The organism is Pseudomonas sp. NPDC077408 (assembly GCF_050269105.1).
GTDB lineage: Bacteria > Pseudomonadota > Gammaproteobacteria > Pseudomonadales > Pseudomonadaceae > Stutzerimonas.
In genome coordinates this window covers 415638-438969 of the sequence record NZ_JBNNHS010000002.1, presented here as the reverse complement: position 1 = coordinate 438969, position 23332 = coordinate 415638, and the positions used below count along the sequence as shown (strand labels likewise).

Here is a 23332-nt window from a genome sequence, read left to right as displayed (position 1 = left end):
CACTATGCAAAATGATTCTTTGGCTCAGCTGGCCGTTAGTGCCCTGGAAGATCTGAAAGGCACCGATATCACGACTATCGATGTCCGTGGCAAGACCAGCGTCACCGACTTCATGGTTATCGCTAGCGGCACGTCCAGCCGTCACGTGAAATCGCTCGCCGAGAACGTGCTCGAGAAGGTCAAGGAGCAGGGCGTACGCCCGCTTGGTAGCGAAGGCCTGGACGGCGGCGAATGGGCTCTGCTCGACCTCGGGGATGTGGTGGTGCATGTGATGCAGGTGCCAACTCGCCAGTTCTACGATCTCGAGCGCCTCTGGCAGGGCGCCGAGCAGAGCCGTGCGCAGCACGCGGGCGAGCAGGAATAGTCGATCCGTGCGGATCAAGCTGATTGCGGTGGGTTCGAAGATGCCGCGCTGGGTGGAGGACGGTTGGCAAGAATATGCCAAGCGCCTGCCATCTGAGCTGCCTTTGGAGCTTCATGAAATATCGCTTAACACCCGTGGCAAGAATGCCGACGTGGCGCGGTTGATTCGTCAGGAGGGCGAGGCCATGCTGGCGAAGGTGCAACCCGGCGAGCGCATCGTCACGCTTGAAGTGACGGGGCGGCCATGGAGCACCGAGCAACTGGCGTCCGAGTTGGAGCGCTGGCGGCTCGATGCACGCAACGTCAACCTGATGGTTGGCGGACCGGAGGGCCTGGCGCCCGAAGTTTGCGCGCGGAGTGAGCAACGCTGGTCGCTGTCGCCGTTGACCTTGCCACATCCGCTGGTGCGCATTCTTATCGGCGAGCAGATCTATCGCGCCTGGACGTTGCTGTCGGGTCACCCTTACCACAAGTAGTACAGCCAAACCCAAGATGTCCAAGTCGATCCCTCTCCAGGACCACGAAAAGGACGCCCGCCTGGTGCGTCAGCGGGTGATTGTGGGCGGGGTTTTGGTGCTGCTCCTGATCGGCGCCTTGATTGCGCGGCTTTACTACCTGCAGGTCGTGCAGTACGAGCATCACTCGACGCTATCCGAAAGCAACCGTGTTCACGTCCAGCCGATTCCACCGAATCGCGGGCTGATTTTCGACCGGACTGGCAAACTCATCGCCGACAACCGGCCGAGCTTCAGTCTTACGGTGACTCGCGAGCGAGCTGAAGATTGGCGCAAGACACTCGACACGGTGGTCGAGGTGCTGGAGCTCTCCAGCGAAGAGCGTGCGCTCTTCGAAAAGCGCGTGCTTCAGGGGCGGAGGCCATTCGAGCCGGTGCCGATCATGTACGAGTTGTCGGAAGAGCAGATCGCCCGCATCGCGGTGGATCAGTTCCGTCTGCCAGGCGTGGAGGTGGCGGCGCAACTGGTTCGACACTACCCACAGGGCAAGCATTTCGCGCACTCGGTCGGCTACGTCGGTCGGATCAACGAGGCGGAGGTCAAGCAGCTTGATCCGGTCAACTACAGCGGCACCCACCATATCGGCAAGACCGGCATCGAGCGCTTCTATGAAGATGTCCTGCACGGTCAGGTGGGTTACGAGGAAGTCGAAACCAACGCTCGGGGTCGGGTGCTGCGGGTACTCAAGCGCACCGATCCTATTCCGGGCAAGGACATCACCCTGACGCTCGATCTTGAGCTGCAGGAGGCGGCCGAAGCCGCGTTGGCGGGACGTCGCGGCGCCATTGTCGCCTTGCAGCCCTCGACCGGCGAGGTGCTGGCAATGGTCAGCCAGCCCAGCTTCGATCCCAACCTGTTCGTGACCGGCATCAGCTTCAAGGCTTACGGCGAGTTGCGTGACTCGATCGATCAGCCGCTGTTCAACCGGGTCTTGCGCGGGCTGTACCCACCAGGGTCGACCATCAAGCCGATGATGGCGGTGGCTGGGCTGGATACCGGTGTGGTAACCGAGAACAGCCGCGTGTTCGACCCCGGCTTCTTTCAGCTGCCCAATGTGAAGCATAAGTATCGGAACTGGAATCGCGGCGGCGACGGCTGGGTGGATCTGGAAACGGCCATCATGCGGTCGAACGACACCTACTTTTATGACCTTGCCCACAAGATGGGCATCGACCGTATGCATGACTACATGAGTCGCTTTGGCCTCGGCCAGCGCGTTGCGTTGGATATGTTCGAGGAAACCGCCGGCCTGATGCCGTCGCGAGACTGGAAGCGTGGGCGTTACCGGCAGGCCTGGTACCCGGGCGAGACCGTTATCCTCGGCATCGGTCAGGGCTACATGCAGACCACTCCGTTGCAGCTGGCCCAGGCGACCGCGCTGATGGCGACCCATGGCAAGTGGATCAGACCGCACCTGGCGAAAAGCATCGAAGGTGAAATGCCTGTCGATCCGGAACCGATGCCTGATATTCAGCTCCGCGATCCAAGTTACTGGGATGCCTCCATCAACGGCATGGTGAAGGTGCTGCACGGCGCCCGCGGCACGGCAAAGAAAGTAGGCGATACCGCCGCATATCTCATCGCCGGCAAAAGCGGTACGGCGCAGGTCGTCGCCATCAAGCAGGGCGAGAAGTATGACAGCGGCAAACTTGCCGAACGCCATCGTGACCACGCCTTGTTCGTCGCCTTCGCCCCGGTGCATGACCCACAGATAGCAGTGGCTGTGATGGTCGAGAACGGTGAGTCCGGGTCTGGCGTCGCCGCTCCGGTGGCCAAGCAGATCATGGACGCCTGGTTGTTGAACGAGGCGGGCGAGCTAAAGGCCGAGTATGCGCCGGCCATGACGGCACAGGGGCCCAAGCCATGAGCGGAACATTCGACCGCACGCTTTCGACCACCGATGTGATGCGTCGTCGGGCGACGCTGTTACAGCGCATGCATATCGATGGGGTGCTGCTCTTGCTTCTGCTGACGCTGGCGGCCGGCAGCTTGTTCGTTCTTTATTCGGCCGGCGGCAAGAACGTGGATCTGCTGATCAAGCAGGCGACTTCCTATGGCTTCGGCCTGGGCGCCATGCTGGTCATCGCCCAGCTGGAGCCCAGATTCATGGCGCGCTGGGTCCCGGCTGGCTACTTGGCGGTTGTAGCGCTGCTGGTCGCGGTGGAGTTCGTCGGATACACCGCGATGGGTGCGACCCGCTGGATCAATATCCCAGGGGTGATTCGCTTCCAGCCGTCCGAGTTCATGAAAATCATCATGCCGATGACCATCGCCTGGTATTTATCTGCGCGCGCATTGCCGCCAGGCATCAAGCACACCATGGTCAGCCTTGGCCTGATCCTCACGCCCTTCGTGCTGATCCTCAAACAACCGGATCTGGGCACTTCCTTGCTGGTGCTGGTCTCCGGTGCTTTCGTGCTGTTCATCGCCGGGCTGCGCTGGCGCTGGATTCTGAGCGCAATTGCGGCGCTGGTGCCGATCGCCGTGGCTATGTGGTATTTCGTTCTGCACAACTACCAGAAACAGCGCGTGCATACATTCCTCGACCCAGAAAGCGACCCGCTGGGAACCGGCTGGAACATCATCCAGTCGAAGGCGGCGATAGGTTCAGGCGGGGTGTTTGGCAAGGGTTGGTTGCTGGGCACCCAGTCCCATCTGGATTTTTTGCCCGAAAGCCATACGGACTTTATCATTGCGGTTCTGGCTGAAGAGTTCGGCCTGGTGGGCGTCTGCCTGCTGCTGCTGCTTTATTTGTTGCTGATTATGCGCGGGCTGGTCATTACCGTTCAGGCGCAGACCCTGTTTGGCAAGTTGCTGGCCGGTGCGCTGACGATGACTTTTTTCGTCTACGTATTCATCAACATCGGCATGGTCAGCGGTCTGTTGCCGGTGGTAGGGGTGCCGTTGCCCTTCATCAGTTTTGGTGGCACTTCATTGGTAACCCTGCTATCAGGGTTCGGGGTTTTGATGTCGATCCACACCCATCGCAAATGGATCGCACAGGTTTGACTAGAGTGAATTTCTTGGATCGATTACGACGTGGCTGGTTGACGCGAGCGCTCTGCGGAGCGGGTCTTTTTGCAGCGTTCGGACATGCTCCGGCGGTTTTTGCGGCAGATTATCAAGGCGAAAAGGTCGCCGATTTTGTGCGCGAAATGACGCAGGACTATGGGTTCGCCAGTGAGCAGGTGATCGAAGTGCTGGCGCAGGCAGAGCGCAAGCAGGTGATTCTCGATGCTATCTCGCGGCCGGCAGAACGCGTCAAGGCGTGGAAAGAATATCGGCCGATCTTCATGACCGATTCACGGGTCGCTCAGGGAGTGGATTTCTGGCGCGAGAACGAGGCGGCGCTGGCGCGCGCCGAACAGGAATTTGGTGTGCCGGCACAGGTCATCGTCGCCATCATCGGTGTCGAAACCTTTTATGGCCGCAACACAGGTAACTATCGCGTCATAGATGCCTTGTCGACCCTGGGCTTCGATTATCCACCGCGCCAGCCATTCTTCCGTCAGCAGCTCAAGGAATTCCTGTTGCTGGCCCGTGAAGAGCAAGTCGACCCTTTGACACTGACCGGTTCTTACGCCGGTGCCATGGGGCTGCCGCAATTCATGCCGAGCAGCTTCCGCGCCTATGCCGTGGATTTCGATGCGGACGGACGTATCGATATCTGGAAGAATCCTGTCGACGCCATCGGCAGCGCCGCCAATTATTTCAAACAGCACGGTTGGACAGCTGGTGCACCGGTGGTGGCGCGGGCCACAGTAAGTGGCGAGCAGCATAGCGAAGGTCTGACCGAGGGGCTTGAACCGGTCCTGAAGGCCGCTGAATTGCGCGAGCTGGGTTGGCAATGGTCGACCGAAACGGAGATGGCCAACGACACTGTGGTAACCGCCTTTCGTCTCGACGGGACCGACGGCGACGAGTACTGGGTCGGCTTGCCCAACTTCTATGTCATTACCCGTTATAACCGCAGCGTGATGTACGCGATGGCAGTCCATCAGCTTTCCGAGCAGTTGCTCCAGGCGCGGGGTGCGCAATGACCTCTCGTTTGCTGGCGGTAGCGACTGTCGCTGTGCTGGTTGTCGGATGCTCGTCGGCGCCGACACCGTCGCCGGCCCCCACCAAAAGTGCAGGTATCAGTGGGCCAGGTGACTACTCGCGGCCGCACAAGGACGGCGCGCCTTGGTGGGATGTCGACGTGTCCCGTATCCCGGACGCAACACCCACGCCGCACAACGGCCCGTTCAAGGCCAATCCCTATACCGTGCTGGGCAAAACCTATTACCCCATCGGTGACGGGCGCAACTATCGGGCGACCGGAACGGCATCCTGGTACGGCACCAAGTTTCATGGTCAGCCGACCGCCAACGGCGAAAAATACGATCTGTACGGCATGAGCGCGGCGCACAAAACGCTGCCGCTGCCCAGCTATGTTCGGGTAACCAACCTCGACAACGGCAAGACAGTGGTGCTGCGGGTCAATGACCGCGGTCCGTTTTACTCGGATCGGATCATCGACCTGTCGTTCGCGGCGGCGAAGAAACTGGGTTATGCAGAAAACGGGACCGCACGGGTCAAGGTCGAAGGTATCGACCCCGAGCGATGGTGGGCCGAGCGAGGCAGGCCGGCGCCGATGGTCCTGGCCCAGCCGCAAAAAGTCGCCAAACCCTCGGCTGCTGCGCTGGCGCAACCTGTCGAACAATACACGCCGCCACCCACACAGCATGCTGGCGCCACCGTGCCGGTGGAGGTTGAGACCGGCGACAAGCGCGCTGCAAGCGGGACCGGTGTCTATCTCCAGGTCGGTGCGTTTGCCAACCCTGATGCCGCTCAGTTGCTACGCGACAAGCTCAGCAGTCTGACCGAAGCGCCGGTTTTCGTGAGTTCGGTTGTGCACCAAGAGCAGATTCTGCACCGGGTGCGCCTAGGGCCAATCGACTCCCCCGATGAAGCCACACAGCTCGAACAGAGCGTCCGTCTCGCCAATTTGGGAAACCCGCGCAGAGTACGCGGCGATTGAAGGTTCTTCATCGCTGATGGATAAGCGACGCTGACCTGTAACCGTTTTTGCCACACCACCTTTTTGAGAGCGCAATGACTATCACCACCTTCGTGCACCGGCTGTTCCTTCTCACCGTGCTGGCCGTAGCGCCCACCGCCTGGGCCGAGCCGATCATCCCTTCACCGCCACAGCTGGCGGCCAAGTCCTACGTTTTGATGGATGCCGCCAGCGGCAAGGTGCTAGTCGAGAATGCCGGTGACGAGCGCCTGCCGCCCGCCAGTCTGACAAAACTGATGACGGCTTATATCGCCACATTGGAAATCAAGAAGGGGCAGATTTCCGAAAGCGACATGGTGACTATTAGCGAAAAAGCCTGGCGCACCGGTGGCTCGCGGATGTTCATCCAGGTCAATACGCAGGTTTCGGTAGACGATCTGCTGCACGGCATCATTATTCAGTCAGGCAACGACGCCAGCGTCGCTATGGCTGAGCATATCGCCGGCAGCGAAGAGGCCTTTGCCGACCTCATGAACAGCACGGCTCAGCGTTTGGGCATGACCAACACCCACTTCATGAACGCCACAGGGCTGCCTCATCCAGAACACTATTCTTCTGCTGCTGACATGGCCAAACTGGCACGTGCGATCATCTATGAGGATCCGGAGCATTACGACATCTACGCGCAGAAGGAATTCTTCTGGAACAATATCAAACAGCCCAACCGTAACCTTCTGCTATGGCGCGACAAGACCGTAGACGGTTTGAAGACCGGTCATACCGAAGAGGCAGGCTACTGCCTGGTCGCTTCGGCAGTTCGTGATGACATGCGTCTGATCACCGCTGTCTTCGGCACCAACAGCGAGCAGGCACGTGCCGCCGAGACGCAGAAACTGCTGACCTATGGCTTCCGCTTCTTCGAGACCCGAACCTTCTATCAGAAGGGTGTTGAGCTGGCGACGTCTCGTGTCTGGAAAGGCCAGCAGGACCAGGTCAGTGCTGGGCTGGCGAACGACCTGACCATGACCCTGCCGCGTGGGCAGATGGACAAACTCCAGGCCGGCCTTACCTTTAATCCCGAACTCACCGCGCCAATCCAGCAGGGTGATGTAATCGGCAAGGTCGAGGTAAGTCTCGATGGCGAGGTGTTGCAAAGCACTGACCTGATTGCTTTGCAGGCGGTAGAGGAAGGTGGGTTATTCAGCCGTTTGTGGGATAGCATTCAGCTGTTCTTCTTCAACCTCTTCAACTGAACCTCTGAAGCGCGTCCCGCTCTCCGCTGGATGCGCTTGCGGATCACGAGTCCGTTGCCATGACCGAAAGTAAAAGCGAAACACAAGCACCGAAAATCGAGTTCCCCTGCGAGCGCTATCCGATCAAGGTGATCGGCGATGCGGGCGAAGGCTTCAGCGAGACGGTGGTAGAAGTGATCCGTCGGCATTCGCCGAATTTTGATGAAACCACGCTGGTTAGCCGCGACAGTCGTAACGGACGTTTTCTATCCGTGCAGGTACTGATCACGGCGACGAGCGTGGAGCAATTGCAAGCGATTCATGTCGATCTGCGCGCCACCGGGCGCGTGCACATGGTGCTGTAATGGGCCGGCATTCCACGAATGCACGCATGGCTGTAAGTCCTCCAGGCGCAGGTGCTTAGTCATGAGTATCTCGCTGTTGGGGGTGCGTGAGCTCGGTCTGGTGGACTATCCCGTCGCCTGGCAAGCCATGCAGCGCTTTACCAACGAACGGCAGCCGGACACTGTTGACGAGATTTGGCTGCTACAGCATCCGCGGGTGTTCACCCAGGGGCAGGCCGGCAAGGCCGAGCACCTGCTGTTGCCCGGTGATATCCCTGTGATTCAGGCTGATCGGGGCGGGCAGGTGACCTATCATGGCCCCGGGCAACTGGTGTGCTACCTGATGCTGGACGTCCGTCGGTTAGGTTTTGGTGTGCGCGAACTGGTCAGCCGCATCGAACAGAGCCTGATCGGTTTGCTTGCCAGCTACGATGTGCAGGCCTTGGCCAAACCGGACGCGCCTGGCGTGTACGTCGAGGCTGCGAAGATCGCGTCCCTCGGCCTGCGCATTCGTAACGGACGCTCGTTCCATGGCCTGGCGCTCAATGTGGACATGGACCTGGAACCCTTTGGGCGGATCAATCCTTGCGGCTACGCCGGCATGGGCATGACCCAATTAGCCGATCTGGTTGAGGGGCCGGTAGCCTTTGCCGAGGTTGGTGCCCGCCTGCGTGAGCAGCTGGTCAAGCACCTCGGCTACGCGCAGCAGCAGACCCTCACAGGCGCAGCAATAAGCTAGCTAAGTCGGGGCTTATCCAATATGTCAGCGGGGCATGACGGATATGAAACGCCTACCCAGTCGAGATAGAGGGGTAGGCGGTATTCGGCACGATCAGTTCAGATTGAGGGTCGGTATGAGGCTGCTGTCGAACGGCTGGCCCGGTACCGGCACCGGAGCGGCCAAGCCCAGGTTGTTTTTCTCGAACACCCGGTCGGCTCGGTAGCTGGAGCGCACCAGCGGGCCGGCGGCGACTTCCATAAAGCCCTTTTCCAGACCGATATCGCGGAAACGGTTGAATTCTTCGGGGCTGACCCAGCGCTTGACCGGCAGGTGGTTGCGGGTCGGCTGCAGATACTGGCCGAGGGTGAGGATGTCGACGCCGATGGCGCGCAGGTCATCCATAGTCTGCAGCACTTCCTCGTCGCTTTCGCCCAAGCCCAGCATCAGGCTGGTTTTGGTCAGCATCTCCGGGCGATGGCGCTTGGCATGCTCCAGCACGCGCAGGGTCTTCTCGTAGCCGGCGCGAGGGTCGCGCACTTCATGGGTCAGGCGTTTGACCGTCTCGACGTTCTGCGCGAAGACTTCCAGGCCCGAGTCCGCCACGCGTTCGATGGCTTGCAGGTCGCCGTCGAAGTCCGGAGTCAGGGCCTCCACGACCACCTGCGGGGTGCGCTCCTTGATGGCGCGCACACAGGCGGCGTAGTGCGCGGCACCGCCGTCGTCAAGATCGTCACGGTCCACCGAAGTCAGCACGATATAGCGCAGCGCCATGAGCTCCACCGATTTGGCGGTGTTCTGTGGCTCCTCCTGATCCAGCCAGCCGTTGGGGTTGCCGGTATCCACCGCGCAGAAGCGGCACGCGCGGGTGCACACCGAGCCCATCAGCATGATGGTGGCGGTGCCGTTGGACCAGCATTCGCCCATGTTCGGGCAGTGCGATTCCTGGCATACGGTGCTCAGGCGGTGCTCGCCCACGTTGCGCTTGACCGCTTCGAAGCGGCTGCCGCTGGGCGCCTTGACCCGCAGCCACTTGGGTTTGGGTTCGAATACCTGGGGTTCGCTTGAGGCGCGGCGTTTCTGCCCGTCCTTGATCGCGGTGATGCCCTGAGTGGTGCGGAATTTATCGCCGCTGGCAACGGGTTTGGGCTGGGAGATATCGGACATCGGCAATCTGGGCTCCGCTAGAGGCTCCGTGGGACGAGACGGCTTGTGGCCGCCGCGCAGTTTATCACAGGCGTTGACCGGTCAGTCCGCGTGACGAGGCATGCACGGATCGACAGCGCCGCGGCGGGGAGCCGCAGTGACGATCGGGTCGTGCACGAGTGTTCTATCCGCGTTTACCTGCGTTACCGCGCTTTGCTTGCCAACGAGTGTGAGTCACCCGGCTGCGGAGCCGGGCGGCTTGGGGCAGCGCATGGCCGATGAGTTCGGCCATGCTCGCTAAGGCTCTGCGCGCAGCCGTCCCAGCAATTCCTGCGTCGGATGCCCGTCGGCGGGCCAGCCCAGCTGTTGCTGGAAGTCTCGGATAGCGCTGCGGGTGTTGGCACCGATGATGCCGTCTGCAGTGCCTGGATCGAAGCCTCGGTTTGAAAGGCGTTCCTGCAGTTCGAGCCGCTCTGAGCGGCTCAACGGCTGTTCCCCTTGTGGCCAGCTTGCACGGACCCTGCCGGCGCCATCGAAGCGCTCGGACAGCAGTCCGATCGCCAGCGCATAGGACGATGAATTGTTGTAGCGCAGTATGGCGCGGAAATTATCCAGGACCAGAAATGCTGGGCCTCGGTACCCGGCGGGAAGCAACAACGTCGCGCTTGCGGCATCCATGCTGGTACCTGCCGGCAGTCCGGTCAGTCCCAGTTGACGCCATTCGGATACTGGCTTGCGGATAGCATTGTCAGCCTGTGCGTAGTCGAATCCATCCGGCAAGGTGACTTCGAAACCCCACGGTTGCCCGGCTTTCCAGCCAGAGGCTTGCAGATAATGTGCGGCTGATGCCAGGGCGTCGGCGGTACTGCTCCAGATATCCCGGCGGCCATCGCCGTCGAAATCCACCGCGTGGGTGTTATAGGTGGTCGGGATGAACTGGGTCTGTCCCATGGCGCCGGCCCAGGATCCCCGCAGCTGTTCGGCACTCACATCGCCGTGCTGGAGGATTTCCAAGGCCGCCAACAGCTGACTTTTGGCAAATCCAGGGCGTCGACCCTCGTGTGCCAGTGTGGCGAGCGAACGGATCACGCCCTTGTCGCCCATGATCTGTCCGTAGCTGCTTTCAAGGCCCCAGATCGCGACCAGCGTATTACGATCAACAGCGTAACGAGCTTCTATATCATTCAGCGTCGCTTGGTGCTGCTCGAGCAGACGTCTGCCGCGATCGACACGCTGTTTCGATAGGGCGCCGTCCAGGTACTGCCAGACCGGGCGGGTGAATTCCGGCTGGCTGCGATCAGCGATGATGATGCTTGGATCAGGCGTGACGCCTGCAAAGGCGCGGTCGAATACCTGCGCCGAAATGCCCGCGTTAAGGGCTTGGCTACGAAACCTGTTGCGCCATTCTGCGAAGCTCAGCTGTTCAGGCTCGGCTTCGGATGGCAAGACGGTGAGTTCGACGGTGCTAGGGGGGGGCGGGCTAGCGGAGGCTTGCGCGCTCGGTGCGACCGGTTCGGCGGCGCAGGCGACCATGATGCTCAGGGCTGATCCGGCAATCAGGGTACGCAGCAGCAGGACGGGAACGAAGGTGTAAAGCATGCACCACTCTCGGCAGGTCATCGGCAGATGACATTATCACGCTTTGAGTGACTTGGCTTTTCAAGCCGCCAGAAGGACCGAAGCCTCCCAGTTGGTGGACTGGGAGGCTTCACGGCGGTAGCTGCCTTTGCCTTTTTTCGACTGTTCCTGGCGACTGCGGAACAGGGGTTGAGCCACTAGACTCTTGGCCTTGTTTGGCCGCTTTTGTTGCTTGCTCATCAATTACCCTCTCGGTTGCTATGGATCAGCCGGGGCATCATAGGGACTGTATAAAAAATGTCCAGCCCTGGAGGGCAGGCAACACCTGGCGTTTAGCGCAAATCAGAGAGCCTGACCGCATCTGAGGGCGACACCCACACTGTTTGCTGCGTTCTACAACCTGATCTGCCGTCCGCTCAGCTGAAGGCACAAATCCGTCAAACCGACCCATGGGTCACCTTCGGCCTGCCCTTTGATTTGCTCATCGATGCGCTGCGCATCCATCAGGAGCCGCTGCCAACCCGCTGCATCGTGTCGCTGCAAGGCTTTGCTGACCAGCGGCTTGCGCTTGTCCCATACTGGCGGGCGGGCCTGGCTGAATGCCCGGTCAAGCGGTACGCCTTGACTGTACTGCTGGGCGATGTTGGCCAACTGGCGGACTTCCCGCGCGACGGCCCAGAGAATGACCGGCGCTTCGACCCCCTCGCCACGCAGGCCTGCAAGCATCTGCAGGATGTGTTCGGGCTGCCCCAGCAGCGCGGCATCAATCAGCCCGAAGACGTCGTAGCGTGCGCTATCGGCAACCGCGGCCTGGACGGTTTCGGTGGTTACCTGGCCCGCTTCAGCGAGCAGTTTGAGTTTTTCGATTTCCTGCGCGGCGGCCAGCAGGTTGCCTTCGACACGTGCCGCGATCAGCTCCACGGCTTCCTGGTCTGCAGCAAGACCGGCTTGTGCCAGGCGCTGGCGAATCCACTGCGGCAGCTGTTGCGCGTCCACCGGCCAGATCTGCAGGAACTGCGCCTGTTTGCCGTCGATCAGCGCCTTGGCCCATTTGGTCTTCTGAGTATTGCCGTCTAGCTTGGGCAGGCTGATTAGCAGCACGGTGTCTTCTGCGGGACGCGCAAGGTAGTCGATCAGCGCCGCGGCACCTTTGTCGCCGGGCTTGCCGTTGGGAATTCGCAGCTCCAAGAGGCGTTTTTCCGCAAACAGGGAAAGGCTGGCACCGGCTTCGATCAGTAGGCCCCAGTCGAAACCGGTCTCGACATTTAGAACCTGGCGTTCGCTGAAATCCTGTTGACGGCAAGCCGCACGTATCGCGTCGCAGGCTTCCTGGCAGAGCAAGTGCTCGTCGCCACTGACCACATAAATCGGCGCAAGAGAGCCTTGCAAGTGCTTGGCGAGCTGGGCGGGAGGTAGCTTCATCGCAAGGGCCGGGAGCCTGCGCTGGCGGGCTCCCAGGTCTTCACTGGAGCGGCAGTTCGATGGGCGACTGCAAAGGTCGCGCAGACTGTTCGCGCATCTGAGCCTCGATCGCCTCGGCTTCAGCACGCTTCTTCGCTTCTGCTGTCTGCTGCAGTTGGTCGAGCTGCGCAGGCGTGATGTTGCGTAGGCGCATGCTCAGTTGCTGCAGGAGCTCGCGGCGCATTTCCCGGCGCAGCTGGCTGGCTTCCTGATCCGAACTGATCAGGTTGCTGCTGTCATGAACATAGACCTTCGATACTTCGACTTGGTCTTCCAGAAGCACCGTGTTCTGCGGGCCACGGATCTCATAGTCGAGGGTCTGGGTCAGCTCGTATTCGGCAGTGCGTGCAGCGGTGGTGTAACTGGCGGTGCGCTGGCGGGTCTGCTCGCGTACCAGGTCCAGAGTATAGCGAGCGCCGGGATAAACCCTGACGCCGCTGTCCTTGAGCAGTTCTTCAAGTTGCTGCACGGTTTCGCCATAGCTGTTGCGCGCTTGCAGATTAATTTCATCGAGCGCGAAACTGGTATCGCCTGTCCCGCGAAGCTGAAAGCCGCAGGCGCTCAACAGCAGGGCCAGGCCGACCACCACCAGATTGCGTTTGATCATGTTGTATCCCCTTGCCAGCCTTGGCGCACGCGCCAAGGCGAATCAGTTAGCGACGATGTTAACCAGCTTGCCCGGCACCACGATGACCTTGCGAATCGTCAGGCCCTCGGTGAAACGCACTACGTTCTCGTTCGCGCGGGCAGTGGCTTCGACTTCTTCACGTGTGGCGCTGGCGGGCACTTCGATTTGTCCGCGTAGCTTGCCGTTGACTTGCACCACCAGCGTCAGGCTGTCCTGAACCAGAGCAGACTCGTCGACGGCCGGCCACTGTGCATCAATGATCGAGCCGCTGTTGCCCAGCTGTTGCCAGAGTTCGTGGGAGATGTGGGGTGTGATAGGGGCCAGCAGCAGTGCGACGGTTTCCAGGCCTTCCTGCAGCAACGCGCGGTCCTGCTCTGTTGCAGCGGCTGCTTTCTCCAGCACGTTCATCAACGTCATCACCTGGGCGATCGCGGTGTTGAATTTGTGATGCTGCCCAACATCCTGGCTGGCCTGCTTGATCGCAAGGTGGATCGCACGGCGTACAGCCTTCTGCTCATCGCTGAGGGCGGATATATCCAGTTTCACAACGGCACCCGCGCTGACGTGGGCATGTGCCAGTCGCCAGACACGGCGCAGGAAGCGGCTCGCACCCTCGACGCCGGAATCGGACCATTCCAGGCTCATGTCCGGCGGCGAGGCAAACATCATGAACAGGCGGCAGGTATCGGCGCCATAGCTGTCGATCATGGCTTGCGGGTCGACACCGTTGTTCTTCGATTTAGACATCTTCTCAGTGCCGCCGATCTCCACCGGCAGGCCATCGCTGGCGAGCTTCGCACCAATGACCTTGGCCTTGGCGTCGCGCTCGACGATGACGTCGGCCGGGTTGAACCAGTCCTTGCCACCGTTTTCCAGGGTGCGGTAATAGGTGTCCGCGATGACCATGCCCTGGGTGAGGAGGTTCTTGAACGGCTCGTTGGAGCTGACCAGCCCTTCGTCACGCATCAGCTTGTGGAAGAAGCGCGCATAGAGCAGATGCAGGATCGCGTGCTCGATGCCGCCGATGTACTGGTCTACCGGCAGCCAATGGTTGGCTGCGACTGGGTCGACCATGCCCTGATCATAGTGAGGTGAGGCGTAGCGGGCGAAGTACCAGGACGACTCGATAAAGGTGTCCATGGTGTCGGTTTCACGTTTGGCTGCGGCGCCGCATTTGGGGCAGCTGCAGTCATAGAATTCCGGCATACGGGCCAACGGCGAACCGGCGCCGTCAGGGACGACGTTTTCGGGCAGTACGACCGGCAACTGGTCTTCCGGCACCGGGACATCCCCGCAGGTTTCGCAATGGATGATCGGAATCGGGCAGCCCCAGTAACGCTGGCGGCTGATGCCCCAGTCGCGCAGGCGGAACTGGGTGCGGGCTTGGCCCAGGCCTTTGCGCTGCAGCGCGGCTTCCATGGCATCAAAGGCGCCGTCGAAGTCCAGCCCGTCGAAATCGCCAGAGTTGATCAGCTCCCCATGTTCGCCATAGGCATCGTTCCAGGGCGCGGGTGTTTCGTCGCCGGCACTTGTGCGCACCACCGGCTTGATCGGCAGGTCGTATTTGGTGGCAAAGGCAAAGTCGCGCTCGTCGTGGGCCGGTACGGCCATCACCGCGCCTTCGCCGTAATTCATCAATACATAGTTAGCGACCCAGACCGGCAGCAGTTCGCCTGTCAGTGGGTGCTGCACACGCAGGGAGGTGGCGAGGCCTTTCTTTTCCTGAGTGGCGATATCGGCTTCGGCCACGCCGCCACGCTTGCACTCGTCGATGAACGCCGGCAATTCGGGATTGTTCTGTGCGGCAAGGGTGGCAAGCGGATGTTCCGCAGCAACGGCCACGTAAGTTGCACCCATCAGCGTATCGGGGCGGGTGGTGAAGACCTTCATCACGCCTTCGCTGCCGATGCTGGCGACGTCGTAAGGGAAGCTGATCTCCATGCCGCGCGACTTGCCGATCCAGTTGCGCTGCATGGTCTTGACCTGTTCCGGCCAGCCGTCCAGCTCGTCCAGGCTTTCCAGCAGCTCATCCGCGTAGGCGGTGATCTTGAAGTAGTACATGGGGATTTCGCGCTTCTCGATCAGCGCGCCGGAACGCCAGCCGCGGCCATCGATGACCTGCTCGTTGGCCAGCACGGTCTGGTCGACCGGGTCCCAGTTGACGGTGCCGTTCTTGCGGTAGATCACGCCTTTTTCATACAGGCGGGTAAACAGCCATTGTTCCCAACGGTAGTAATCGGGTTTGCACGTGGTGACTTCGCGCGTCCAGTCGACTGCCAGGCCCAGGCTCTTCAGCTGGGTACGCATGTAGTCGATGTTTTCGTAGGTCCACTTGGCCGGCGCGACCTTATTTTTCATCGCTGCGTTTTCTGCTGGCATGCCGAACGCGTCCCAGCCCATGGGCTGCAGCACGTTCTTGCCCTGCATACGCTGGTAGCGTGCAATCACGTCGCCGATGGTGTAGTTGCGCACGTGCCCCATGTGCAGCTTGCCGCTGGGGTAGGGGAACATCGACAGGCAATAGAAGGTGTCCTTGCCTGGCTGTTCGCTCACTTCAAAGGATTTTTGCGCGTCCCAGTGGGACTGCGCGGCGGCTTCGATCTCGCGGGGCTGATACTGTTCGTGCATGGCTACTGGCGTTGGAAAAGAGGCTGGCTGCTCGCATCGCAACTCGGGCTGCCGCACCGCCGGCTCTAAGCCTGACGCAAACGGCGGCGCAACGGGTTGATACGAACGCATGGAAGCGCCGTAGCATACATGACCCTTTGCAACCGAGGGAAACCCGATTTGCCAGCATTGTTCGGCCCCGTTTGTCGAGTGCGAGGTGGATGTTCGAGTCTGAACTACGCTTGTACTGGGGGCGGGATGAACACGAGGTGAATCATGGGTAGAGAGCGCCAGGCGGATGAGGGAACCCTGTACGGACGCGTGCTGCAGCGGCTGTCACTGGCTCTGGAAGAAGCCGAACGAACGGCGGGTGATGACACTGGGACTACTACCGAATTGGAGGTTGGTGGTTTGACGCCTGCCGAGTTTGATTTGATCCGTGCCTATCTCCAGCAGGACTCCCAATGGCTGTCCGGTTGGCACGCGGCTGCCGAGGAGCAGGCGCAGCTGGACCGCCAGGCGGCCCGGCCCGCGTTGCGTAATGTGCTGCGGCATCACTCCGGCAAGCGCTGCAAGCAGAGTCCACCCGCGCTTCAGCAGGCGATGACCTGCGCGCTCTGCGGCGCCAGCGTGCATTGGCCAGAGGGGGCCGGTCCGGTGGCCTGTTCGGCGTGTGGTTCGCAGTTGCTGCGTGCCAGGCAACGGTTGCATACCTACCCGAAGCATTGAAGGCGTCCGTGCTGCCGACAAACGGGCGCCCCGGAAGGTAAAGTTGTGGCGACCGATCAACCGGAGCTGCACATGCCGATACGCTATTTCTTTAAACAATTGCTGCTACCGCCCGGCGGGCTGTTGTTGCTGTTGCTCGCGGCCTGGTGGCTGCGGCGGCGCTCGCCACGGCTGGCAGCGTTCTGTTTCGTGCTGGGATTCGGCGGGCTGTGGCTGATGAGTCTGCCGGTGACAGTCGAATGGGCAGCGCGGGCAATTGAAAGCGAAGTGGCGCTGGATCGCTCGGAGTGGAGCGACCTCGGCCGGCGTGCCCAAGCGATTGTCGTGTTGGGCGCAGGTCGTGAACAGGCCGATCCTGGCTGGGGTTCCGATCAGCCCAGCCATATTGCGCTCGAGCGGCTGCGTTACGCCTCGCGATTGGCAAAGGCATCGGGGCTGCCGATCCTGGCGAGTGGTGGGCTGCACTATGGCGAGCCGCCGAGTGAAGCGCTACTGGCTGCCGAGGCGCTGGAGCGCGATTTCAACACACCGACGCAATGGCTCGAAGAGCGCAGTCGGACCACCTGGGAGAACGCGCGCTACAGTGCGGAAGTGCTCAAGGCGGCGGGCATCGAGCGTGTCGTGCTGGTGACTTCGGCATCGCACATGCCACGGTCCCGCTGGTGTTTCGAGGCGGTGGGACTGAAGGTGATCGCCGCCCCGGTAGGATTCGTGGGTGTCCCCAACGGGCGACCCTTTGGTGGCTGGCTGCCCGAGGCGAAGGCCGTCTGGCAAACCGGCATGCTGCTCAACGAAGCGGTCGGCATGCTGGTCTATCCGTTGCTTTATGACGGCGACTCTGAATAGCGCTGCGTTGGCCGGTGGTGGCTGCGCTGTGCATCAGCCCCGCCGACGGCGCACCAGGCCCCAGCCGAGCAACAACACACAGACGACGATCAGCGGCCAGGAGCGCCATTGCAGATAGGGCGTCAATCCCTGCATGGGCGTGACTTCACCGTATAGCACCGCTTCCTTGAACGCCGGGATTTGCTCGACGATGCGACCGTGCGGGTCGATCAGCACCGTGACGCCGTTGTTGGTGGCGCGAATCATCCAGCGACCGGCTTCAAGGGCTCGCATCTGCGCCATCTGCAGATGTTGCAGCGGGCCTATCGAGTGGCCGAACCAGGCGTCGTTGCTAACGGTGAGCAAGATGTCGCTCTGCGCTGCAAGGCTGGCGGCAAACTCCGGGTAGACGACCTCGTAGCAGATGAACGGTGCGATCCGGTAGCCCTTGGCCTGTAGCAGCGATTGCTCCGCCGTGCCGCGCGCGAAGTCCGACATGGGCAGGTCGAAGAAGGCGATCAGGCCACGCAGCATGTCCTGCAGCGGCACATACTCACCGAAGGGCACCAGTTTCTGTTTCAGGTAGGTACCTTGCGCGTCGCCCGCCGTGGTCAGGCCGTTGTAGTAGCGCAGCTCGCCGTCGGCATTGGGCTGGCGTACCGGAACGCCGGTTATCAAGGCTGACTGCCGGTCCTGGGCGAAGCGGCCCATCATCGTCAGGTAGCCTTCGGCATGCTCCTTGAGTATCGGTACTGCGGTTTCGGGCCAGACGATGAGATCGACAGGTTGGCTGCGGAAGGTCATGTCGCGATAGAGCAGGAGCTGCATCTCGAGCTTTTTCGGGTCCCATTTGATGCTTTGCGCGACGTTGCCCTGCATCGCGGCGACGGTGATCGGTTCGGCTTTTGCGGTTGTCCAGGTGTGGTTGCCTAAGCCCAATGCGCCGCCCCATAGGGCCACTACGAGCAGCGATGCTCCGGTCAGCGATGCCTTGTGACGCAGAAGCTGGGGTAGCTCGACCAGCAGTGATGCGGTCAATGCGAGCGCAAAGGTCAGCAACCAGACGCCACCGAGTGGCGCAAGCCCCGCCAATGGCCCTTCTAGTTGGCTATAACCGGCATACAGCCAGGGGAAACCGGTCAGTACCCAGCCGCGCAGTGCGTCCAAGGCGAGCCAGAGCGCGGCGAACAGCAGAGCGTTGAGCGGGGGCGCCGTCGGTTGTCGCAGCCAGCGGGCCCAGGCCCAGCCAAGCAACAGGAAGAACAGCGCCAGCCCGGCGACGAAGCCCAAGGTCAGCGCACCGGCCAAGACAGGCGGGGCCGAGCCAAAGTCGTGAATGCTGACGTAGACCCAGCTGACGCCCGAGGCGAACAGGCCGAAGCCGTAGCACCAGCCGCGGCCGGCCGCCTGTTTCGGCGTCAGCTCGCGCAGGCCCAGATAAATCAGACCCATCGACACTAGGGCCAGCGGCCAGAGATCGAAGGGGGCAAGCGACAGCGTTGTCAGGGCGCCGGCGGCGAGCGCCAGCAGGTTGCCCAGCCAGCCGGGGCGGGTAATCCAGCGCATGGATGTTCCTTGAGTAACCGCCGCGAGCATGGAGGGTGCACGGCGGGTGAATGCTAAAAGGATCTATCTAAGCCAGTGCAACAGCCCCCGCAGAACCCTAGCGGCTTTCAGCTTCGGTACGGGTCAGGCGTAGCATATGCACGCGGCGACTGTCGGCGTTCAGCACGCGGAAGCGGAAGCCATTTATCTCAGTCACCTCGTTACGCTTGGGCAGATGACCGAAGGTGCTCATCACCAGGCCAGCGACAGTATCGAATTCCTCATCCGGAAATTCGCTCTGGAAGAACTCGTTGAAGCTATCGATCGGTGTCAGCGCCTTGACCAGAAAGTCGCCGCTAGGCAGTGGCCGGATGTAGCTGTCTTCTTCGATGTCGTGCTCGTCCTCGATATCACCAACAATCTGTTCGAGTACGTCTTCGATGGTCACCAGTCCGGCGACACCGCCGTATTCGTCGATGACGATCGCCATATGACTGTGATTGGCGCGGAACTCGCGCAGCAGCACGTTGAGGCGTTTGGATTCGGGCACGAAGGTGGCGGGGCGCAGCAGGTCCTTGATGTCGAAATTCTGCTGATCGTTTTGCAGGATCAGCGGTAGCAAGTCCTTGGCCAGCAGCACGCCGATAACTTCGTCGAGGCTGTCGCCCACTACCGGATAGCGCGAGTGCGCTGCGGAAATGATCGCGGGGAGAAACTCCTTCGGCGACTGGTCGGCCCTGATGCTCATTACCTGCGAGCGCGGCACCATGATGTCGCGCACCTGCAGATCGGCGACCTGGATGGCACCTTCGACAATCGCCAGGGCTTCGTTGTCGAGTAGTTTGTTCTGGTGAGCGCCGCGCAATACTTCCAGCAGCTCCTCACGATTCTTCGGCTCATGGGCAAAAGCCTGGCTGATTTTCCCAAACCAGGACTTCTGCCCGTTGCTCGATCGGTCTTCGCTCATATCTTTGACTCAGTGGTCCTTGCAGTTGCCCGTAGCGGGCTATTCGTCGGCGTAAGGGTCGGCGTGACCCAGTTCCGCCAACAGTTGACGCTCGATGCTCTCCATTTCCTCGGCTTCGTCGTCATCGATATGATCGTAGCCGAGCAGGTGCAGACAGCCATGGATGACCAGATGCGCCCAGTGCGCCTGCAGTGTCTTGCCTTGTTCTACCGCCTCCCGCTCAAGCACCGGTACGCAGATCACCAGATCGCCCAGCAGCGGAATATCCAGCATCGGAACGCCGCCCGGTCCGTCGGGCACTTCGGCCGGAAAGGAAAGCACATTGGTGGCGTAATCCTTGTGTCGCCATGTCCGGTTCAGCTCGCGGCCTTCAGGTTCGTCCACCAGGCGGATGGTCAGCTCGGAGTCGGCCGTGCGCTGGCGCAGCCCCAACTCACACCAGCGACGCAGGTCCGCCTCGGACGGGATGGCTCCCTGGCTTTCGCATTGCAGGTCGAGCTCAATCACGTCCATGTTCCTGAAGCGTACGATTACCGTTTTGTGCCTGATCGCCCTCGAATGCCTCGTAGGCCTCGACAATTCGCTGTACTAGCGGATGGCGTACCACGTCCTTGGGTTTGAAGTGCGTGAAGCTGATGCCATTGACGTCCTTCAGGACTTCGATCACGTGGGCCAGACCGCTCTTGGTGCCACGAGGCAGGTCCACCTGCGTAATGTCGCCGGTGATCACCGCTGTCGAGCCGAAGCCGATGCGGGTCAGAAACATCTTCATCTGCTCGAGGGTGGTGTTCTGACTCTCATCGAGGATGATGAAACTGTTGTTCAGCGTGCGTCCACGCATGTAAGCCAGCGGCGCGATCTCGATGACCTGTTTCTCGATCAGCCTAGCGACCTGCTCGAAACCGAGCATCTCGTAGAGCGCGTCATACAACGGGCGCAAGTAAGGGTCGATCTTCTGGGCCAGATCGCCGGGCAGGAAGCCAAGCTTTTCACCGGCCTCGACTGCCGGACGTACCAGCAGGATGCGGCGAATCTGCTCGCGCTCCAGTGCATCGACAGCGCAGGCGACCGCCAGATAGGTCTTGCCCGTGCCGGCTGGGCCGATACCGAAGTTGATGTCGTTGTCGAGGATCGACTGCACGTAGAGCTGCTGATTGACGCCGCGTGGACGGATATTGCCTTTGCGGGTGCGCAGCGAAATGTTCGGCGTCGTAGACGAGTTGTTCAACTCTTCCATTGCCGACTCCTGCAGGAACAAATGAACCGTGTCTGGCGAGAGCTCAATGCTCTTGGTCTCGCGATACAGGCGTCGCAGGAGATGCTCTGCAGCTTGGGCCACATCACTCGGGCCGACCAACTCGAATTGGTTGCCACGGTTGCGGATTTCCAGATCCAGGCGTTGTTCGATGAGGCGCAGATGCTCGTCGAACTGACCGCAGAGATTGGCAAAGCGATTGGCTTCAAAGGGTTCGAGGGTAAAGCGATGAGGTTCTGTGGGGGCGTTCAAGGGCTTTTAGTTGACCTGCTTTGCAAAAAGATGGGAGGAGAATAGCGCTGCGTGAAGAAAAAAGCAGTGGCGAGCCGTTGCGTTACTGCGGCTGCAGCTCATTCGGCGATCGGCCGCAGTAACGCGGTGCTCAGCTAACGACCGGCTCCAGCAGTGTGCCGCGCAACGAGTGCGGCAGCGCTTCGTCGATGTGCACGTCGACAAACTGTCCGATTAACCGCGGATTGTCGCAACGGAAATTGACGATCCGGTTGTGTTCGGTACGACCCTGTAGCATGCCTGGGTCTTTCTTAGAGTAGTCCGTGACGAGAATGCGCTGCTGCGTGCCCGCCATCCGTCGGCTGTTCTCGAAACCCTGTTGGTTGATCCGCTGTTGCAGGATCGCCAGGCGCTGCTTCTTCACGTCGTCTGGGGTTTCGTCGACCAGGTCCGCTGCTGGCGTGCCCGGCCGCGAGCTGTAGACAAAGGAGTAGGAGAAGTCGAAACCAACGTCCTCGATCAGCTTCATGGTCTGCTCGAAGTCCTTCTCGGTTTCGCCTGGGAAGCCAACGATGAAGTCAGAGCTGATCAGGATGTCCGGTACGGCGGCCTTGAGCTTGCGGATGCGTGACTTGTATTCGAGCGCGGTGTGGTTGCGCTTCATCCCGGCCAGCACCCGATCCGAGCCTGACTGAACCGGCAGATGCAGATACTTCACCAACTCTGGCACTTCGGCGTGAGCCTGGATCAGCGCATCGGAGAATTCCAGTGGGTGGCTGGTGGTGTAGCGGATGCGGTCGATGCCATCGACTGCCGCGACCACGCGGATCAGTTCGGCCAGATCGGCAGTGCGGCCGTCATGGGTAGCGCCGCGGTAGCCGTTGACATTCTGTCCGAGCAATGTGACCTCCCGAACGCCGTTTTCGGCCAGGTGAATGACTTCGGCAAGCACATCGTCGAACGGACGGCTGACTTCCTCGCCACGGGTGTAAGGCACCACGCAGAACGTGCAGTATTTGCTGCAGCCTTCCATGACCGAGACGAACGCGGTCGGGCCGTCGACGCGCGGCTCGGGCAAGCGGTCAAATTTTTCGATCTCGGGAAACGAAATGTCGACCTGCGGTTTCTTCGTCGTGCGCGCTGCATCGATCATTTCGGGTAGGCGGTGCAGCGTCTGCGGACCGAAGACCACATCGACATAGGGCGCCCGGTCACGGATCGCCGCGCCTTCCTGGCTGGCAACGCAGCCGCCGACACCGATCACCAGCTGCGGGTTTTCAAGCTTGAGCTCCCGCCAGCGGCCCAGTTGCGAGAACACCTTCTCCTGGGCCTTTTCACGAATCGAGCAGGTGTTGAGCAGGATCACATCGGCTTCCGCCGGATTTGAAGTGATCTCGAGAGGTTGCTGCTCACCCAGCAGGTCAACCATGCGCGAGCTGTCGTACTCGTTCATCTGGCAACCGTGGGTTTCGATATAGAGCTTGCGGGTCATGTTACGGGCCGGCGTTGTGCAAAAAATGACCGGCGATTATACGACCAGGGCGTGGGCGATAAAAGCGCAAGCGCAAAGGCCCGCCTCAAGCCGTGAGTCGCAAGGGAAAACAGGCGGGTTTGGTGACATTGAGGCCAGTCGGAGTACGCATTCGCTGGCAGCGCGCTATTCGCCCGCCGTCTGCAGGTCCATCAGATAGTCGCGAAAGATCTGCCCGAGGACCTGAGTCGCGATTTCGTGCTCCTCACGGCCCATCTGCGCCGAGACACGATCGGCAGTATCCAGCGCCTCTTCTTCGCCATTGACCGCCGACATCTTCAACACAACGTAAGCCTGGACGTTGTTGGCGGGCACCCCTTCACCGCGAAAGAACATCACGCCGAGTCGATGCTGGGCCAATGCGTGTCCCTTCAATGAGGCCTGCTCGAACCAGTGAAGCGCTTTGGCCAGGTCACGTGGAACGCGCCGGCCGTTGTAGTAATAGTCACCGAGCTCATAGGCCGCCTGCAGGTCACCCCCGTTGGCGGCATGTTCGCAGGCGCGTAGCGCTTCGTTCATCGCTTCCGGGACGGTGTTGAGCGCGCAGCGGGAAGTGGCAGGGATCAGCAGCGAGTTGCCGCCCGCGATGCCCAGCAGGGGAGTGAGTAGCAGCAGGCAGCCAAGAGTGAGGCTGCGACCGGTGCAAGTCATGAATCAA

At 60.9% G+C, this 23332-nt stretch carries 23 protein-coding genes; 11 read left to right on the top strand and 12 right to left on the bottom strand.

The window, feature by feature from the left end:
- Positions 1 to 4: 4 nt before the first annotated feature.
- From rsfS to lipB, 9 genes are all read left to right on the top strand, one after another.
- Positions 5 to 364: a ribosome silencing factor gene (gene rsfS / locus ACQKEK_RS07095; protein ID WP_045424039.1), complete on the top strand. Its 360-nt coding sequence runs from the start codon at positions 5 to 7 to the stop codon at positions 362 to 364.
- A 7-nt stretch (positions 365 to 371) separates the two neighbouring features.
- Positions 372 to 839, top strand: a complete 468-nt coding sequence (rlmH, locus tag ACQKEK_RS07090; RefSeq protein ID WP_045424041.1) for a 23S rRNA (pseudouridine(1915)-N(3))-methyltransferase RlmH — start codon at positions 372 to 374, stop codon at positions 837 to 839.
- Positions 840 to 855: 16 nt separating this feature from the next.
- Positions 856 to 2745, top strand: coding sequence for a penicillin-binding protein 2 (gene mrdA, locus ACQKEK_RS07085; RefSeq protein ID WP_216707139.1), 1890 nt, complete (start codon positions 856 to 858; stop codon positions 2743 to 2745).
- Between the two features lie 38 nt (positions 2746 to 2783).
- Positions 2784 to 3887: a rod shape-determining protein RodA gene (rodA, locus tag ACQKEK_RS07080; protein WP_216707260.1), complete on the top strand. Its 1104-nt coding sequence runs from the start codon at positions 2784 to 2786 to the stop codon at positions 3885 to 3887.
- Positions 3888 to 4033: 146 nt separating this feature from the next.
- Positions 4034 to 4918, top strand: a complete 885-nt coding sequence (gene mltB, locus ACQKEK_RS07075; RefSeq protein ID WP_241509170.1) for a lytic murein transglycosylase B — start codon at positions 4034 to 4036, stop codon at positions 4916 to 4918.
- Complete coding sequence (locus ACQKEK_RS07070) at positions 4915 to 5898, top strand: septal ring lytic transglycosylase RlpA family protein (RefSeq protein WP_128120702.1); 984 nt, start codon at positions 4915 to 4917, stop codon at positions 5896 to 5898. Before mltB ends, ACQKEK_RS07070 begins: the two co-directional genes overlap by 4 nt.
- Before the next feature lie 74 nt (positions 5899 to 5972).
- A complete protein-coding gene (locus tag ACQKEK_RS07065) occupies positions 5973 to 7130 on the top strand; it encodes a D-alanyl-D-alanine carboxypeptidase family protein (RefSeq protein ID WP_128120703.1) in 1158 nt (385 codons plus the stop codon).
- A 59-nt stretch (positions 7131 to 7189) separates the two neighbouring features.
- Positions 7190 to 7474: a DUF493 domain-containing protein gene (locus ACQKEK_RS07060; protein WP_499141782.1), complete on the top strand. Its 285-nt coding sequence runs from the start codon at positions 7190 to 7192 to the stop codon at positions 7472 to 7474.
- A 61-nt stretch (positions 7475 to 7535) separates the two neighbouring features.
- Entirely contained in the window at positions 7536 to 8192 is a 657-nt protein-coding gene (lipB, locus tag ACQKEK_RS07055; protein ID WP_499141781.1) for a lipoyl(octanoyl) transferase LipB, read from the top strand.
- Positions 8193 to 8285: 93 nt separating this feature from the next.
- On the opposite strand, the gene lipA is transcribed toward lipB, so the two are convergent.
- The 6 genes from lipA to leuS form a co-directional block, all read right to left on the bottom strand.
- Positions 8286 to 9338 (bottom strand): lipoyl synthase, encoded by a 1053-nt coding sequence (gene lipA / locus ACQKEK_RS07050; protein ID WP_499141780.1) that lies wholly within the window; start codon positions 9336 to 9338, stop codon positions 8286 to 8288.
- A 276-nt stretch (positions 9339 to 9614) separates the two neighbouring features.
- Complete coding sequence (locus tag ACQKEK_RS07045; protein ID WP_499141779.1) at positions 9615 to 10916, bottom strand: lytic murein transglycosylase; 1302 nt, start codon at positions 10914 to 10916, stop codon at positions 9615 to 9617.
- Positions 10917 to 10976: 60 nt separating this feature from the next.
- Positions 10977 to 11135 carry an alternative ribosome rescue factor ArfA gene (arfA, locus tag ACQKEK_RS07040; RefSeq protein ID WP_128120706.1) on the bottom strand — a complete coding sequence of 53 codons (159 nt, stop codon included), beginning with the start codon at positions 11133 to 11135 and terminating at the stop codon, positions 10977 to 10979.
- A 153-nt stretch (positions 11136 to 11288) separates the two neighbouring features.
- The gene (gene holA / locus ACQKEK_RS07035; RefSeq protein ID WP_128120707.1) at positions 11289 to 12317 is read right to left on the bottom strand and encodes a DNA polymerase III subunit delta; all 1029 of its coding nucleotides are present in this window, start codon (positions 12315 to 12317) and stop codon (positions 11289 to 11291) included.
- A 40-nt stretch (positions 12318 to 12357) separates the two neighbouring features.
- Positions 12358 to 12963 (bottom strand): LPS-assembly lipoprotein LptE, encoded by a 606-nt coding sequence (locus ACQKEK_RS07030; protein WP_128120708.1) that lies wholly within the window; start codon positions 12961 to 12963, stop codon positions 12358 to 12360.
- A 42-nt stretch (positions 12964 to 13005) separates the two neighbouring features.
- Positions 13006 to 15612 (bottom strand): leucine--tRNA ligase, encoded by a 2607-nt coding sequence (leuS, locus tag ACQKEK_RS07025; protein ID WP_499141778.1) that lies wholly within the window; start codon positions 15610 to 15612, stop codon positions 13006 to 13008.
- A gap of 255 nt (positions 15613 to 15867) precedes the next feature.
- On the opposite strand from leuS, the gene ACQKEK_RS07020 reads away from it, so the two are divergent.
- Together ACQKEK_RS07020 and ACQKEK_RS07015 are read left to right on the top strand one after the other, a co-directional pair.
- Entirely contained in the window at positions 15868 to 16320 is a 453-nt protein-coding gene (locus tag ACQKEK_RS07020) for a hypothetical protein (RefSeq protein WP_499141777.1), read from the top strand.
- Positions 16321 to 16392: 72 nt separating this feature from the next.
- Entirely contained in the window at positions 16393 to 17166 is a 774-nt protein-coding gene (locus ACQKEK_RS07015; protein ID WP_499141776.1) for a YdcF family protein, read from the top strand.
- A 33-nt stretch (positions 17167 to 17199) separates the two neighbouring features.
- On the opposite strand, the gene lnt is transcribed toward ACQKEK_RS07015, so the two are convergent.
- The 6 genes from lnt to ACQKEK_RS06985 all read right to left on the bottom strand — a co-directional run bounded on the left by lnt (position 17200) and on the right by ACQKEK_RS06985 (position 23325).
- A complete protein-coding gene (gene lnt / locus ACQKEK_RS07010) occupies positions 17200 to 18711 on the bottom strand; it encodes an apolipoprotein N-acyltransferase (protein ID WP_499141775.1) in 1512 nt (503 codons plus the stop codon).
- A 97-nt stretch (positions 18712 to 18808) separates the two neighbouring features.
- Positions 18809 to 19657, bottom strand: coding sequence for a CorC family transporter (locus tag ACQKEK_RS07005; RefSeq protein ID WP_045424070.1), 849 nt, complete (start codon positions 19655 to 19657; stop codon positions 18809 to 18811).
- A gap of 39 nt (positions 19658 to 19696) precedes the next feature.
- The gene (gene ybeY / locus ACQKEK_RS07000; protein ID WP_499141774.1) at positions 19697 to 20164 is read right to left on the bottom strand and encodes an rRNA maturation RNase YbeY; all 468 of its coding nucleotides are present in this window, start codon (positions 20162 to 20164) and stop codon (positions 19697 to 19699) included.
- Positions 20157 to 21164 carry a PhoH family protein gene (locus tag ACQKEK_RS06995; protein WP_499141772.1) on the bottom strand — a complete coding sequence of 336 codons (1008 nt, stop codon included), beginning with the start codon at positions 21162 to 21164 and terminating at the stop codon, positions 20157 to 20159. The genes ybeY and ACQKEK_RS06995 overlap by 8 nt, the downstream gene beginning before the upstream one ends.
- 130 nt (positions 21165 to 21294) lie before the next feature.
- Positions 21295 to 22635, bottom strand: a complete 1341-nt coding sequence (gene miaB / locus ACQKEK_RS06990; RefSeq protein WP_499135533.1) for a tRNA (N6-isopentenyl adenosine(37)-C2)-methylthiotransferase MiaB — start codon at positions 22633 to 22635, stop codon at positions 21295 to 21297.
- Positions 22636 to 22800: 165 nt separating this feature from the next.
- A complete protein-coding gene (locus ACQKEK_RS06985; RefSeq protein ID WP_499141771.1) occupies positions 22801 to 23325 on the bottom strand; it encodes a tetratricopeptide repeat protein in 525 nt (174 codons plus the stop codon).
- Between the last annotated feature and the right edge of the window lie 7 nt (positions 23326 to 23332).

Bases quoted from the DNA above. Each gene is read 5' to 3' on its own strand.
- rodA (WP_216707260.1), top strand. From the start codon at position 2,784: ATGCGTCGTCGGGCGACGCTGTTACAGCGCATGCATATCGATGGGGTG.
- ACQKEK_RS07005 (WP_045424070.1), bottom strand. From the start codon at position 19,657: ATGAGCGAAGACCGATCGAGCAACGGGCAGAAGTCCTGGTTTGGGAAA.
- ACQKEK_RS07070 (WP_128120702.1), top strand. From the start codon at position 4,915: ATGACCTCTCGTTTGCTGGCGGTAGCGACTGTCGCTGTGCTGGTTGTC.
- miaB (WP_499135533.1), bottom strand. From the start codon at position 22,635: ATGACCCGCAAGCTCTATATCGAAACCCACGGTTGCCAGATGAACGAG.
- mltB (WP_241509170.1), top strand. From the start codon at position 4,034: ATGACGCAGGACTATGGGTTCGCCAGTGAGCAGGTGATCGAAGTGCTG.
- lipB (WP_499141781.1), top strand. From the start codon at position 7,536: ATGAGTATCTCGCTGTTGGGGGTGCGTGAGCTCGGTCTGGTGGACTAT.
- ACQKEK_RS06985 (WP_499141771.1), bottom strand. From the start codon at position 23,325: ATGACTTGCACCGGTCGCAGCCTCACTCTTGGCTGCCTGCTGCTACTC.
- lnt (WP_499141775.1), bottom strand. From the start codon at position 18,711: ATGCGCTGGATTACCCGCCCCGGCTGGCTGGGCAACCTGCTGGCGCTC.
- mrdA (WP_216707139.1), top strand. From the start codon at position 856: ATGTCCAAGTCGATCCCTCTCCAGGACCACGAAAAGGACGCCCGCCTG.
- ACQKEK_RS07030 (WP_128120708.1), bottom strand. From the start codon at position 12,963: ATGATCAAACGCAATCTGGTGGTGGTCGGCCTGGCCCTGCTGTTGAGC.
- arfA (WP_128120706.1), bottom strand. From the start codon at position 11,135: ATGAGCAAGCAACAAAAGCGGCCAAACAAGGCCAAGAGTCTAGTGGCT.
- ACQKEK_RS07045 (WP_499141779.1), bottom strand. From the start codon at position 10,916: ATGCTTTACACCTTCGTTCCCGTCCTGCTGCTGCGTACCCTGATTGCC.
- ACQKEK_RS07065 (WP_128120703.1), top strand. From the start codon at position 5,973: ATGACTATCACCACCTTCGTGCACCGGCTGTTCCTTCTCACCGTGCTG.
- holA (WP_128120707.1), bottom strand. From the start codon at position 12,317: ATGAAGCTACCTCCCGCCCAGCTCGCCAAGCACTTGCAAGGCTCTCTT.
- lipA (WP_499141780.1), bottom strand. From the start codon at position 9,338: ATGTCCGATATCTCCCAGCCCAAACCCGTTGCCAGCGGCGATAAATTC.
- ACQKEK_RS07015 (WP_499141776.1), top strand. From the start codon at position 16,393: ATGCCGATACGCTATTTCTTTAAACAATTGCTGCTACCGCCCGGCGGG.
- leuS (WP_499141778.1), bottom strand. From the start codon at position 15,612: ATGCACGAACAGTATCAGCCCCGCGAGATCGAAGCCGCCGCGCAGTCC.
- rsfS (WP_045424039.1), top strand. From the start codon at position 5: ATGCAAAATGATTCTTTGGCTCAGCTGGCCGTTAGTGCCCTGGAAGAT.
- ACQKEK_RS07020 (WP_499141777.1), top strand. From the start codon at position 15,868: ATGGGTAGAGAGCGCCAGGCGGATGAGGGAACCCTGTACGGACGCGTG.
- ACQKEK_RS07060 (WP_499141782.1), top strand. From the start codon at position 7,190: ATGACCGAAAGTAAAAGCGAAACACAAGCACCGAAAATCGAGTTCCCC.